The organism is Winogradskyella sp. (genome assembly GCF_016744625.1).
GTDB lineage: Bacteria > Bacteroidota > Bacteroidia > Flavobacteriales > Flavobacteriaceae > Winogradskyella.
This window is the reverse complement of record NZ_JADGDZ010000010.1, coordinates 1-14228: the sequence shown is the minus strand read 5'-3', so window position 1 is coordinate 14228 and position 14228 is coordinate 1. Positions and strand designations below refer to the sequence as shown.

Below are 14228 nucleotides of genomic sequence, written 5' to 3'. Positions count from 1 at the left end.
TAGCTAATTTATAATGAAATATTTGCTACTTTATACTGCTTTTAAGCTAAGATCCATATTATAGACCGAATGCGTCAAAGCTCCAGATGAAATATAATCTACACCACATTCTGCATAATGCCTAACTGTATCTTCATTAATTCCGCCAGAAGATTCTGTTAAACATTGGTCTCCAATAAGCTTTACAGCTTTACGAGTATCTTGGTAATTAAAGTTATCTATTAGAATACGATCGACGCCTCCACAATCTAAAATCTCTTTAATTTCTTCAAGGTTACGAGCTTCTACTATAATTTTTAAATCACGATTAGTATCTTTTAAATATTGCTTGGTAAGATTAATCGCTTTAGCAACTCCTCCCGCAAAATCAATATGGTTATCTTTTAGCATAATCATATCATATAAAGCGAATCTATGATTCTCGCCTCCTCCAATTTTAACAGCCCATTTTTCGAGCGCTCTGATTCCTGGAGTTGTTTTACGAGTGTCTAAAATTTTAGTTCCTGTACCATCTAATAAATCAACAAATTGTCTTGTTTTAGTTGCAATAGCACTCATACGTTGCATAGCATTTAAAACCAATCGTTCTGCCTTAAGAATAGATTGCGAAGCTCCTTCTACATAAAACACTATATCTCCATATTTCACTTTACCTCCATCTTCAATTAAGGTTTCCACTTTCATGTTTGCATCTACATAAGCAAATACTTGTTTAGCAAATTCAATACCAGCAATGATGCCTTCATCCTTTACTAATAATTTTGCTTTTCCTATAGCTGAAGTAGGAATACATGCTAACGAACTATGATCGCCATCTCCTACATCTTCTCTAATGGCATTTGTTATAATTCCATCTATTTCTAGATCAAATTGTTCTTTTGAAATCATTTGTAATCTTATTTGTTGTAAAAATAGGAATTGAAAGATTAAAAATATCAAAAACTAAAAATGAAATAACACCAATTATTAAAAATGATTAATTTTGAATTCAAAACCAGAATCTTTCTGTCATCTCGAGCGTAGTCGAGAGGTAACACAAAAAGGTCTCGACTACGCTCGACCAAACAATAAAATGCAAATTAAACTCATAGCCATAGGCAAAACAGATAATAAATCCTTAATTAGTTTAATTGAAGATTATACTAAACGCTTAGGCTTTTATATAAAGTTTGAATTTGAAATCATACCAGATATAAAAAAAGTAAAGCATTTATCTGAAGCCCAACAAAAAGAAAAAGAAGGCGAATTGATATTAGCAAAAACTCAGAATTCTGACGTGCTAGTTCTGTTAGATGAAAACGGAAAACAACTTAATTCAGTTGAATTCTCTAACTATTTACAAAAACATATGAATTCTGGTATTAAAACTCTAATCTTTGTGATTGGTGGACCTTATGGATTTTCTAATGCTGTTTATAGTAGAGCCAACGGGAAGTTAGGCTTATCGAAAATGACTTTTTCTCATCAAATGGTACGCTTGTTCTTTATAGAGCAATTATATAGAGGATTTACTATTTTAAGAAATGAACCCTATCATCACAGATAAAAATAGTAAACCCTCTAATATAAACGTCGAAACGCTTGATTTTAATGAACTTTATATATCTCTTTTCTTTTTTTAAGCTGACGTGTTAAATCATTAATCGTTTCGCTTACGGCAACCTCATAATTATGCTTATTTGATGTGGCAAAAATACGTGGACCTGGCAAACTCAATTCTATATTACAAATCTTACCTGCTTTATGATCTTTATCATCGTGTTTAAAATAAACTTGAGCCGAAATAAGAAACTCAAACTTATTAGCTAATCTCTCTAATTTATCTTCTGTGAAAGCTGATAATGTTTCACTTACATCTGTATTTACATATTGAAAATTTACCGTCATAATCTATCTTGTTTTAATTATTAATTCCTATATCTAAGGTACAATTTTAAGTGAGTTTTGCAACTGATATTTATCATAATTTTTTGTGTGAAGTCATTTTAATGAGAAAAATAATCTAGTATAAACCATACTCAAAACGATCACATTTTAAGAATACACCATTTAACTATACTATTACATCTAAAGGTTTTGTAGATTTCCAGTTTCCTCTTGTGAAATCAGGAAATTCTTGTGGAGCACCACCATTCGCAACAGATTGTTCACTTAAAGGAGTAACTGCACTCCAAAGACAGCCTTCGTAAACATTTTGATCTAGTGGCAATCCTTTTTGTAAACACTCTACAATGCGATATACCATAATACCATCCATACCTCCATGACCACTTCCTTTAGCAGCTTCATTTAAACGTTTGTATAAGGGATGATCATATTTTTCGTACATAGCCTGTAATTGCTCGCCTTGAACCCAACTATGATGATTTTCAGTAACACCTTCAAAACCACCTTCAAAAGCACCTCTAGTAGGGAAACCAGTTAATATTCCTTTAGTGCCTTGAATTAAGTTGTGACGAGAATAAGGTCTAGGACTTGTTTCATCCCATTGAACCATAATCGTTCTTCCCATATTAGTTTTAATAATAGAGGTGTTTAAATCCCCTCCTTTAAAATCTAATTGATTCCACTTATGATTCTCTGGATAATTTTTTTCTGCATAAAGTTGTCTTCCTATTGCTTGCGTTGAATAAGATACCATACTATTAAACATATCATCTTGTCTCGCGATATTCATGTATTGCGCTACTGGTCCAAGTCCATGTGTTGGATATAAATTACCGTTTCTTTTAGCATAATGATGAGTTCTCCAAGAACCTGTACCACGTTCTTGCTCTTCCATTTGATAACGAAGCTCGTGTAAATAAGCAGCTTCTCCATGTATAATATCTCCTATTACTCCTTGTCTACACATGTTTAAAAACATGAGCTCATCACGACTGTAATTTACATTCTCCATCATCATACAATGCTTTTTAGTACGTTCTGATGTATCAACAATATCCCACATTTCTTGAAGAGTCACAGCCATTGGTACTTCAACAAAAGCGTGTGCACCTTTTTCCATAGAAGTAATTGCCATTGGAGCATGATTATTCCAATTAGTAGCTATAAAAACGACATCTGGTTTCACTTCATCAAGCATTTTTATCCAGAGATTTTCGTCACTATGATATAATTTCACATCATTGTGTCTCTCACCTTTACCAATTTCATTAGCAATATTTTTCCATTTTATAACATTATCCTTGAACAAATCACTAATTGCGACTACTTCAGTACCTGGAAGTTCAGCAAAGAATTTTAAATGATCACCACCTCTAGCGCCTACGCCTATAAATGCAGCACGTACTGTTTCTAATTTAGGAGCTGCAAATCCTCCCATATACTGACTTACTGAAGGTCTACCACTAGTTTCGAATGTACAACTAGGTAACATAGATGCAACAGTAATACCAGCCGCTGACAATGAGGTCTTTTTAAGGAAATTTCTTCTTTTCATAAAGGTGATTTTATTTCTACTAAAATTAAATTTATTTTTTTTTTTTTTTTTACTATTTTTTAAATAGTCAGTCATTTTTAAAATATCTTCTTTACTTGTTAAATCTGGTACATGTTCCTCTAAAGGAATACCAATCATACTTTTTGGGTGCTCCTGAAGCATATTGACTATTACAGAAGGTATTTCCTTTTCATTTCGAATAGGATGCAAAGGGCAATCTTTAAAAAAAGAATAACTCAAAGCTCCATCGAAGGAAAAGATATTCATACTCACTCTAAGCTTACCATTAACATCCTTATAGTCTAAAAGCTTACTCGGATTAGGCTTCTCTACAATATTAATAAGTTGATAATCTTTGTCAAAATGCATTACTGCAAACTTTGAAATACGTTCAATAGGAAACTTTAAATAATCTCTATCGTATGCGATACATGCATTTTTAGAAGAAACAAAACGCAACGATTTAAGTGCATTAATCGAGTATAAATTATCACTATTACAAACAGAAAATCGCCCAACTTTCAGTTCTGGAAATTGCACCATCGTTTGATAAACAGCATCTGCTGTGCCTAACGGTTTTACCCTATCGTCTGGAATATATTGCGTAGCAAATTGAATTTCTAATCTAGAATAATCCTTATAACGTTCTCTAAATAAACCTGAATCCTTTCCGATAATAATGAATACTTTTATATAACCTGCATTATATGCATTAATCAATAGGTAATCTAATAAGGTTCTTCCTGAATCACCTATCTCTATTAATCCTTTAGAACGCTCATTGGCTTGCTGAATTAATTTTTTATCTAATTCAGCATCAACCATGGATTTTTTCATTCGAGATGATGCTCCTCCTGCCAGTATAACTAATCTATTATTCATTTGATTTTATAAAATTTGAGCTCCTCCACTTTCTTTTACTAAAAAGGCATCTTTTGCGCCAGCACTTTTAATAGCATCAATAACATCCAATTCTTTCTCTTTGGAAGTTAAGGCTACAATACAACCTCCTTTACCAGAGCCAACAATCTTTGCGCCATATGCTCCGGCTTTTAATGCTGCATCTATCATAGCATCTATTTTTGAAGTTGTAATTAGTAAATTATCTCTTAATAGTTGATGATGTTGGTTCATTAAATCACCAATATATCTATAATCTAAATTGGATTCTAAAAATGCTTTCTCAGCGTTTTTAGTAATATTATAATTAAGTACAGCAGCTTCAAAAGTAGGTCGTAATTCTTCACTTACAAGAGGTGTAAATTGCTCTAATTCTGAGCTATTTATCGTCGCAATATCAAAATCTGAATATTTAGATTTTACTTGGTTTATAGCTTTCCAAGCATCACCTTTTAAATGCGAAAGTGTACCTAATGTATCTTTACCTTCACCTGAATCACCTATAATCATACCATTTAAAGCATTAGGAAATGTATGAATTGCATCTGTCTTAGTATTCATAAAAATACTATTACCTAAACTTATGGTATATTGATCCATCTTACCACCAGACCCGTTTTGCTCTATCACTTCAACCTCATAAGCAAGTCTCGCAATTAGCATCGGAGAAACTTTTTCATTTATACTAAAAGCCCGAATTAAAAATTGAATCCAAGCTACAGTTAAAGCTGATGAACTTGATAATCCGGAATTAATAGGAATATTCCCTGAAATATGCACATCATACCCTTGGTTTGGTACGTAATTATATCTCGACAACACTATTAGTGACAATCGCAAATAATCTTCAGCAATAACTTCTATTGGCTCGCTTAATTTGATAATATCTTCAGTATTTAAATCGTGTTTAAATATATGAAGTGTGTTATTTTGGTTGGGCATTGCCTCAATAGTAATATACCTATCTATAGCACAAGCAATAATTGGCAACTGCATATAATCTTGATGATCACCAAATAAACAGATTCTTGCTGGTGCTTTAGAAATAATTTTGTTTAACATATAACAGATTTGTGATTAAAATTACAACAAATAAAGACTAAACCTAATTCCTAACATTAACTTATATTTGAATTTAAAATCGAATACATGCAACTCGTTTTCGCAACTAACAATCCTAATAAACTAGAAGAAGTTCAAACTTTAGTTCCTAAGCATATAAAATTGCTAAGTCTGGCAGATATCTTATGTATTGAAGATATTCCTGAAACACAACCAACCATTGAAGGCAATGCCATACAAAAAGCTGAGTATATTAAAACCAAATATGGTTATGACTGTTTTGCAGATGATACAGGTCTAGAGGTAAATGCGTTAAATGGCGAACCTGGTGTTTTTTCTGCTCGTTATGCTGGTCCGCAACGTAATGCTGAAGATAACATGACGAAACTTCTAACTGAGTTAGAACATAAAGACAATAGAAATGCCCAATTTAAAACAGTAATTGCATTATATCTTAATGGCAAACTTAAAACTTTTACTGGAATTTGTAAAGGTGAAATTACAACAGAGAAACATGGTAAAAAAGGTTTTGGCTACGACCCCATTTTTAAAGCTGAAGATTATAATAAAACATTTGCAGAAATTTCACTTGAAGAAAAAAACACAATCGGTCATCGCGGAAAAGCTGTGCAACAATTAATTACATTTCTTAATAACTTATAATATGTCGTTCAAAAAAATCATTACTACAGTTACTGTTTTATTGGTTTTATCTCAAGTTAAAGCACAAGAAAAAGTTATAGAAAAAACACCAATTACAATAGGTGAATCTGTAACACTTCACTCTGAAATTTTAGATGAAAACAGAACTCTAAATATCTATTTACCTCAAGAATACACAGCAGATTCAACAAAGACTTATCCTGTAATTTATTTACTAGATGGTTCTATGGATGAGGATTTTATTCATATTTCTGGATTAGTACAATTTGGTTCATTTTCATGGATTAATATGATTCCAGAAACTATAGTTGTAGGTATTTCTAATATAGATAGAAAGCGAGATTTTACGTTTCCAACAACTATTAAAAAACATAAAACAGAATTTCCGACAACAGGTGGTTCAGAAAAATTCATCAAGTTTATAGAAACTGAATTACAATCATTTATAAATTCAAACTACAATGTTAACGACACCAAAACTATCATTGGTCAATCCCTTGGTGGCTTATTGGCAACTGAAATACTTTATAAAAAACCAGAATTATTCAATAACTACATTATTATAAGTCCTAGTTTGTGGTGGGACAATCAATCTCTATTAAAACTAAAGCCAAAAGCATATACAACAGAAAAGAAAATTTATATCGCTGTTGGCAAAGAAGGAAAAGTGATGGAAAAAGATGCAGAAAATTTATACAAAACTTTAGACACAGATAAAAAAGAGAACACCACCATACATTTTAGCTTTTTTAAAGAATTAGATCATGGAGATACTTTACATTTAGCCGTTTATACTGCTTTTGAGGCGTTGTTCAGATCTAAGAAGAACTAATAAATAGTGTTTTATAAATTTAATTTTGTGTTTTTTCAAAAGCTTTGATATAATTCTTCGCTCGTTTATTTCCAGAATTATACTCTAATGTCTTTTTATAATTAGTATAAGCCTCTAAACTGTCACCATTTAACAAGTATGCTTCTGCCATACTATCATAAACATTAGCACTATTAGGATGCAAAGCTGCGTTTAATTTAAGAACACCTATTGCCTTTTCATATTCCTTTTTTCTGATATGTTTATAACCCATGCTATTAAAATCCCATTCATTTATAAATGCACTTGTAGAATCCTGTTTTTTAATTTCTAAATAGCCAGCAAGAGCTTTTTCATAATTACCTTCTTTTAAATGTAGACTCGGTGTTTTATAACCCTCTGGTGCCTTTAAATAATCATATGTGACCTTACCATCATCTTCCTCAGATATTATAGATAAATACCATTTTTTAGTTTCTGGGTGCTCAACAAACCTGAACTTCTTATACATATCTGCAACAAAGAATTCATTCTCTTCTATAGCAACAGGCTCAATTTTTCCACCTCTCCAATTTAAAAAGAGCTTATTATTTTCATAATAAACTTCAATTAAGTCATCTTGATTATAAAGGTAACCTCCTTCAGTTTCTTTCTTAAACGCTTCAGAATATTCTACAGATTTTGAGCAACCAAATATTAATGTCGCGATTAGCAGTAGTAAAAATTTAGTCTTCATTTTGATTGGGTGGATTGGTTAATATATAAGCAAAAAAGTCTCACTATATAAGTGAGACGATTCTTTTAAAATTTTGTTACGCCTAAATTGATTAGATTACAAAATAAATTTGGTATAAGCGATACTCACAATTTTGCTCTACAAAATTGGTTCTTTGCTTATTTAATTCCCATTAATTCTACATCAAACACTAATGTTGCATCTGGTGGAATTACTCCTCCTGCGCCAGCAGCACCATAAGCTAGATTACCAGGTATTACCAAACGTGCTTTATCACCAACATTTAATAAACAAATACCTTCATCCCATCCTGGAATTACTTGTCCTACTCCTACTTGAAAATCTAAAGGCGAATTTCTTTTGTAAGACGAATCAAACACAGTTCCATCTGCTAATTGACCTTTATAATGTACTGATACCATATTTCCCTTTTCAGCTTTCTTTCCGTCACCCTTTTGAATAATCTGGTAACGCAGACCTGATTCAGTTTCATCAAAACCTGCAGCTAATTTATCTAGCTCAGCTCTTGCTGCTTCTCGCTCTGCTGCGACGCGCTTTTCGCGAGATCCTTCAAATACTCTAAAAGCTTCAATTGCATTAAACTTCTCAGCTGTATCACCTACTCTTACGATTTCTAAACTTTCGATGGTATCATCTTGTGCAACAGTATCAACGATATCTAATCCTTCTACAACTTTGCCAAAAACGGTATGCTTACCATCTAACCAATCTGTTGCGATGTGAGTTATAAAAAATTGACTTCCATTAGTACCAGGACCAGCATTTGCCATAGATAATACACCAGGAGCATCATGCTTTAAATCTGGATGAATCTCATCATCGAACTTATAACCAGGATTACCTGTACCTGTTCCTTGAGGACAACCTCCTTGTATCATAAAATCTGGAATCACTCTATGGAATTTTAAGCCATCATAGTAAGGATTTCCTTGTGGTTTAGCTGAATTTTCCATGTTTCCTTCTGCTAAAGCCACAAAATTACCAACTGTTCCTGGAGTCTTTTCAAACTCTAAATTCACTAATATTTCACCTTTCGATGTATTGAATTTTGCGTATAAACCGTCTTGCATTGTTTTGTCTTTTGTTTAAGGCTGCAAAGATAGTCAATGATTTAAGAATTACGAATTTAGATTGAAGATTTGAGAATTGATTTATTAAAGTTAGTTTTGTTGAAATTTAAAATTATGGGATTTTCTTTATCTAAACTTTTTGGTACTAAAACTTCTAAAGAACAATTGCAATCTGGTGATACTATAGAAGCAATTATAGAAGATGTTGAAAACAGACCTTTTGGAATTTCTCTCAACAATGTTCTTTTTGCAGGCCTAAATGAGCTTGGCGGTTATTTCTTTTTTCAAACTGTTATAGTTGGTCAACTTCATGTAAAGTCAAAAGATGGTGCTTTACTTTTATTTAAAGGAGAGAACTTTGAATTGGAACTTAATTCTGATATGCCAGAGTTTGAATCTGAAGGTTCTGATATAAAAGGAAGAAACGTTACCAAAATTGATTTTCAAATTGAAGAAACTGACATCCAAAAATTGGAAAATGCAAAACTTAGTAACATTCTAATAAAAGTTAAAAAGCAGGACATTTTGTTTACTAAATATAATGTTTCTGATGAGGAAGAATAAATTAGAGTGTCAGTTGGGTAAAAACTGAATACTAATTAGCAACTTCACTCATAAACTTAATACGATACAATCGTAATTCATCATCATCGTAATCTCCATCAAACTCTTCAATAGCATCATCAATTTTATCACTTTCAGATTCCATAAAGTACTCATGGATTTCTTCCTGCTGATCTTCATCTAGTATGTCATCAATCCAGTAACTGATATTTAATTTTGTACCAGAAAAAACAATCGATTCCATCTCCTTAATAAAGGCTGGCATTTCCATACCTTTAGAAGATGCTATATCACTTAATGGCAATTTTCTATCTACATTCTGAATGATATACAATTTAATCGCAGAATTTGTCCCTGTTGACTTTACAACCATATCATCTGGTCGCATAATGTCATTTTCTTCAACATAATCAGCTATCAACCCTACAAAATCCTTTCCGTATTTTTTGGCCTTACTTTCTCCTACTCCATGTACATTAGATAATTCCTCTATAGAAATAGGGTATTTTAAAGCCATGTCCTCAAGAGAAGGATCTTGAAAAATAACAAATGGTGGTACTTCAAGTCGCTTAGCATTACGCTTACGCAAGTCCTTAAGCATCTTCATTAATTTTTCATCTGCTACAGCTCCACCTCCTTTTGAGTTGGTAATAATTCCGTCGTTAGATTCTTCATCAAAAACGTGGTCTTCTGCCATTAAAAAAGATTGTGGCTTATCCATAAAGCTTTTACCATTATCACTTAATCGTAAAACACCGTAAGTTTCAATATCCTTCCTTAAATAACCAGCCACAAGAACTTGGCGAATTAATGCCATCCAATACCTCGCTTCCTTAGCCTTACCTACTCCAAAAAACGGCTGTATATCTGTTTTATGTGAAGAAATTAAAGCATTAGAATTACCAATAAGCACCTGCACTAAATCTTTAGATTTGTACTTTTCATTTGTTTTATCGACAGTTTCTAAAAGCGTTTTTACCTCATTTTTAGCTTCAACTTGTTTTTTAGGATGACGAACATTATCGTCCATATCTCCTCCTTCACCAGTAGCATTATCGAATTCTTCACCAAAATAATGAAGAATAAACTTTCGTCTAGATACAGAAGTTTCTGCAAAAGCAACAACTTCTTGCAGTAAAGCATGACCAATTTCTTGTTCTGCTACAGGTTTGCCAGACATAAATTTTTCGAGTTTTTCTATATCTTTATAAGCATAGTATGCCAAACAATGACCTTCACCTCCATCACGCCCAGCTCTACCAGTTTCTTGGTAGTAACTTTCTATACTCTTAGGAATATCGTGATGAATTACAAAACGCACATCTGGTTTATCAATTCCCATTCCGAAGGCAATTGTTGCTACCACAACATCTGTATCTTCCATTAAGAACATATCTTGATGTTTCACTCTAGTCTTAGCATCTAATCCTGCATGATAAGGAACCGCTTTTACTCCATTAACCTGAAGCACTTGCGCCAATTCTTCTACACGTTTACGGCTTAAACAATATACAATGCCAGATTTTCCTTCATTTTGTTTTACAAAACGAATGATATCTGCATCTACATTTTTAGTTTTTGGACGTACTTCGTAATATAAGTTTGGTCTGTTAAAAGAATCTTTAAATGTTACAGCATTGGGCATTCCTAAACTTTTCAAAATGTCTTCCTGTACCTTTGGAGTTGCCGTTGCGGTAAGTCCAACGATAGGAATATCATCACCTATACGTTTAATAATATGCTTAAGATTTCTATATTCTGGTCTAAAATCGTGTCCCCATTCACTAATACAATGTGCCTCATCAACAGCCATAAATGAAATTTTGACTGTTCTTAAAAACTCAACATATTCTTCTTTGGTTAACGATTCTGGTGCGACATATAACAATTTTGTGATACCATTTGTAATGTCATCTTTTACGCGTTTAACTTCCGTTTTATTTAAAGATGAATTTAAAACATGTGCAACACCTTCGTGTTCAGATACAGCTCTAATGGCATCTACCTGATTCTTCATTAACGCAATAAGTGGTGAGACGACAATAGCTGTACCTTCCTTTATTATAGCTGGTAGCTGATAACATAATGATTTCCCTCCTCCAGTTGGCATAATAACAAAAGTGTTATTACCAGCAACTACGTTTTCTATAACCTCTTCTTGAAGACCTTTAAATCCTGAAAAACCAAAGTGTTTTTTTAGTGAAGCGTGTAAGTCAATTTCTGCAATACTCATTAATCCCTATTAGTATTTTATATACATTTGCAATAAGCTTAAAGATAACAATTTCTTTAAATCTAAAAAACTCAATAAATAATAAGTTTTGAACACTAAGCAATCCATCTTAAATACTGCAAAAACCACAATAAAATTAGAGAGTAAAGCTATAGAAAATTTATCAGAATTACTTACTAAAGATTTTGCTAAAGCCGTAGAATTAATTTACGATTCTAAAGGTCGAGTTATTATCACTGGTATAGGCAAAAGTGCCATTATTGCTAATAAAATAGTAGCCACATTAAATTCTACTGGTACTCCATCTGTGTTTATGCATGCCGCAGATGCAATCCATGGAGACCTTGGATTAATTCTTGAAGATGATGTCGTTATTTGTATTTCTAAAAGTGGAAATACACCAGAAATTAAAGTTTTGGTGCCTCTTATTAAGAACGCAAAAAATAAAATGATTGCTATTACAGGTAATATAGATTCCTTTTTAGGTCAACAAGCGGATTATATTTTGAATGCTTTTGTAGAACAAGAAGCTTGTCCCAATAATTTAGCACCAACAACAAGTACAACTGCTCAATTAGTAATGGGAGATGCTTTAGCAGTGTGCTTATTAGAATTACGTGGTTTTTCTAGTAAAGATTTTGCAAAATACCATCCAGGAGGTGCGCTTGGGAAGCGTTTATATATGCGAGTAAGTGATTTATCGTCTCAAAATAAAAAACCTCAGGTAGGTTTAGAAAGTAGTTTAAAAGAAGTCATTGTAGAGATTACCGAAAAAAGGTTAGGTGTTACTGCAGTTGTTGATAATGATAAAATTGCAGGTATTATTACTGATGGAGATTTAAGAAGAATGCTAAGTAAAAGTGATGATATTACGGGTTTAAAAGCTAAGGATATTATGAGTACTAATCCGAGACGTATTGCAGAAGATGCAATGGCTGTAGATGCGAAAGAAGTTATGGAAGAGTTTAATATTACTCAGCTAATTGTAGAACATGATGGCAAATATGTTGGTGTTGTTCATCTTCACGATTTAATAAAAGAAGGTATCATATAATGGCAAACAGAACTATTGATGAGATGTCTTTCTTAGACCATCTTGAAGAATTAAGATGGCATCTCATTAGAGCAACTTTAGGCATTGTAATTGCTGCGACTTTAGCTGGTATTTTTTATAAATTTATTTTTGATGTGATTATTTTTGGTCCAACAAATATGAGTTTCCCAACTTATAAAGGGCTTTGTAAAGTATCACAATTTTTAGGTATGACAGATACCACATTTTGTGCTGAAAAATTTCCGTTTATCATTCAAAACAGAACGGTTGCAGGTCAATTCTCAGCTCATATCTGGACTTCAATTTACGCTGGTTTCATTGTTGCTTTTCCTTATGTATTATATCAGTTATGGAGTTTTATTAGTCCTGGTCTAAAATCTACTGAACGCAATAGCTCAAGAGGGTTTTTATTTATTGCATCATTTTTATTTTTTCTAGGAGTACTTTTTGGATACTATATTGTAACTCCATTGTCGATTAATTTCTTGGCAAACTATCAAATAAGTGAGCAGATTTCTAATGAGTTTGATGTAAGTTCTGTTATTGCAATTGTTCGCTCATCTGCTATCGCATCTGGTTTTGTTTTTGAATTACCAATAATCATATACTTTTTAACTAAAGTTGGATTGGTAACACCTGCGTTTTTGAGAAAATATCGAAAATATGCATTGGTCATTGTATTGATTTTATCAGCAGTAATTACACCACCAGATATTGCGAGTCAGGTTATTGTTGCTATACCTATATTAATATTATATCAAGTAAGTATTTATATTTCGTCTGTTGTTGTAAAAAGACAAAACAAAAAAAATACTAAAGCAGCAAAACGTTAAGCCTAAGTGATTAAACTTTTAATAAAACTATGCTACTACTAATCGAATCTATATGATTTTATTATTTTTAGCGTTCTTACAAAGACTATGAAGTTACGAGCAGAACATTTAATGAAGTCCTACAGTGGACGAAAAGTAGTAAAAGATGTTTCTTTGGAAGTAAACCAAGGAGAAATTGTAGGCTTACTAGGTCCTAATGGAGCTGGTAAAACTACATCCTTTTATATGATTGTTGGAATTATTAAACCAAATGGAGGTAATATCTATTTAGATGATACCGATATTACAAAATATCCAATGTACAAACGTGCTCAAAATGGTATTGGCTATTTAGCACAAGAAGCTTCAGTTTTTAGGAAGTTGAGTATTGAGGATAATATTCTTAGTGTATTACAGCTTACAAAATTGAATAAGAAAGAGCAGCACGAAAAAATGGAGTCGCTTATTGAAGAATTTGGTTTAGGCCACATTAGAAAAAGTCGTGGTGACTTATTATCTGGTGGTGAACGTCGAAGAACTGAAATTGCAAGAGCTTTAGCTACTGATCCAAATTTTATTTTATTAGATGAACCTTTTGCAGGTGTAGATCCTGTTGCTGTAGAAGATATTCAGCGTATTATTGCTAAACTAACTAAAAAGAACATTGGTATTTTAATTACCGATCATAACGTACAAGAAACACTTGCTATTACCGATAGAACTTATCTTATGTTTGAAGGCGGTATCTTAAAAGCTGGTATTCCTGAAGAACTAGCTAGTGATGAAATGGTACGTAAAGTATATCTCGGACAAAACTTCGAATTGCGCAAAACCAAAATTGATTTTTAATAATTTCAGGG

Annotated in this window: 14 protein-coding genes; 7 read left to right on the top strand and 7 right to left on the bottom strand. The window is 32.4% G+C overall.

Translation table 11 applies throughout. The features are described from left to right. Positions 1–30: 30 nt before the first annotated feature. Positions 31–888: a carboxylating nicotinate-nucleotide diphosphorylase gene (gene nadC, locus QZZ53_RS04005; RefSeq protein ID WP_296381734.1), complete on the bottom strand. Its 858-nt coding sequence runs from the start codon at positions 886–888 to the stop codon at positions 31–33. Between the two features lie 184 nt (positions 889–1072). On the opposite strand from nadC, the gene rlmH reads away from it, so the two are divergent. After that, complete coding sequence (rlmH, locus tag QZZ53_RS04000; RefSeq protein WP_296381813.1) at positions 1073–1546, top strand: 23S rRNA (pseudouridine(1915)-N(3))-methyltransferase RlmH; 474 nt, start codon at positions 1073–1075, stop codon at positions 1544–1546. Between the two features lie 41 nt (positions 1547–1587). Here the strand turns inward: rlmH and raiA are convergent, their stop codons facing one another. The 3 genes from raiA to QZZ53_RS03985 all read right to left on the bottom strand — a co-directional run bounded on the left by raiA (position 1588) and on the right by QZZ53_RS03985 (position 5404). Beyond that, positions 1588–1887, bottom strand: a complete 300-nt coding sequence (gene raiA, locus QZZ53_RS03995) for a ribosome-associated translation inhibitor RaiA (protein ID WP_296381732.1) — start codon at positions 1885–1887, stop codon at positions 1588–1590. Between the two features lie 166 nt (positions 1888–2053). Beyond that, complete coding sequence (locus QZZ53_RS03990) at positions 2054–4324, bottom strand: sugar phosphate nucleotidyltransferase (protein WP_296381730.1); 2271 nt, start codon at positions 4322–4324, stop codon at positions 2054–2056. 6 nt (positions 4325–4330) lie between these two features. Further along, complete coding sequence (locus QZZ53_RS03985) at positions 4331–5404, bottom strand: galactokinase family protein (RefSeq protein ID WP_296381729.1); 1074 nt, start codon at positions 5402–5404, stop codon at positions 4331–4333. Between the two features lie 87 nt (positions 5405–5491). On the opposite strand from QZZ53_RS03985, the gene QZZ53_RS03980 reads away from it, so the two are divergent. Both QZZ53_RS03980 and QZZ53_RS03975 read left to right on the top strand, forming a co-directional pair. After that, positions 5492–6067 carry a non-canonical purine NTP diphosphatase gene (locus QZZ53_RS03980; RefSeq protein ID WP_296381726.1) on the top strand — a complete coding sequence of 192 codons (576 nt, stop codon included), beginning with the start codon at positions 5492–5494 and terminating at the stop codon, positions 6065–6067. A 1-nt stretch (position 6068) separates the two neighbouring features. Then, positions 6069–6899: an alpha/beta hydrolase-fold protein gene (locus QZZ53_RS03975; RefSeq protein ID WP_296381724.1), complete on the top strand. Its 831-nt coding sequence runs from the start codon at positions 6069–6071 to the stop codon at positions 6897–6899. Positions 6900–6918: 19 nt separating this feature from the next. On the opposite strand, the gene QZZ53_RS03970 is transcribed toward QZZ53_RS03975, so the two are convergent. Both QZZ53_RS03970 and QZZ53_RS03965 read right to left on the bottom strand, forming a co-directional pair. Continuing rightward, complete coding sequence (locus QZZ53_RS03970) at positions 6919–7614, bottom strand: tetratricopeptide repeat protein (protein WP_296381722.1); 696 nt, start codon at positions 7612–7614, stop codon at positions 6919–6921. Between the two features lie 158 nt (positions 7615–7772). Next, positions 7773–8705: a peptidylprolyl isomerase gene (locus QZZ53_RS03965; protein ID WP_296381721.1), complete on the bottom strand. Its 933-nt coding sequence runs from the start codon at positions 8703–8705 to the stop codon at positions 7773–7775. 114 nt (positions 8706–8819) lie between these two features. Here QZZ53_RS03965 and QZZ53_RS03960 point away from each other — a divergent pair, with 114 nt between their 5' ends. Next, a complete protein-coding gene (locus QZZ53_RS03960; protein WP_296381719.1) occupies positions 8820–9269 on the top strand; it encodes a hypothetical protein in 450 nt (149 codons plus the stop codon). A 31-nt stretch (positions 9270–9300) separates the two neighbouring features. On the opposite strand, the gene QZZ53_RS03955 is transcribed toward QZZ53_RS03960, so the two are convergent. Next, the gene (locus tag QZZ53_RS03955) at positions 9301–11502 is read right to left on the bottom strand and encodes an ATP-dependent DNA helicase RecQ (RefSeq protein WP_296381717.1); all 2202 of its coding nucleotides are present in this window, start codon (positions 11500–11502) and stop codon (positions 9301–9303) included. 88 nt (positions 11503–11590) lie between these two features. Between QZZ53_RS03955 and QZZ53_RS03950 the strand changes: the two genes are divergently transcribed. The 3 genes from QZZ53_RS03950 to lptB all read left to right on the top strand — a co-directional run bounded on the left by QZZ53_RS03950 (position 11591) and on the right by lptB (position 14217). Further along, positions 11591–12556 carry a KpsF/GutQ family sugar-phosphate isomerase gene (locus tag QZZ53_RS03950; protein WP_296381715.1) on the top strand — a complete coding sequence of 322 codons (966 nt, stop codon included), beginning with the start codon at positions 11591–11593 and terminating at the stop codon, positions 12554–12556. After that, a complete protein-coding gene (gene tatC, locus QZZ53_RS03945; RefSeq protein ID WP_296381713.1) occupies positions 12556–13389 on the top strand; it encodes a twin-arginine translocase subunit TatC in 834 nt (277 codons plus the stop codon). The genes QZZ53_RS03950 and tatC overlap by 1 nt, the downstream gene beginning before the upstream one ends. 87 nt (positions 13390–13476) lie before the next feature. Continuing rightward, positions 13477–14217, top strand: coding sequence for an LPS export ABC transporter ATP-binding protein (gene lptB, locus QZZ53_RS03940; RefSeq protein ID WP_296381711.1), 741 nt, complete (start codon positions 13477–13479; stop codon positions 14215–14217). Positions 14218–14228: the final 11 nt, after the last annotated feature.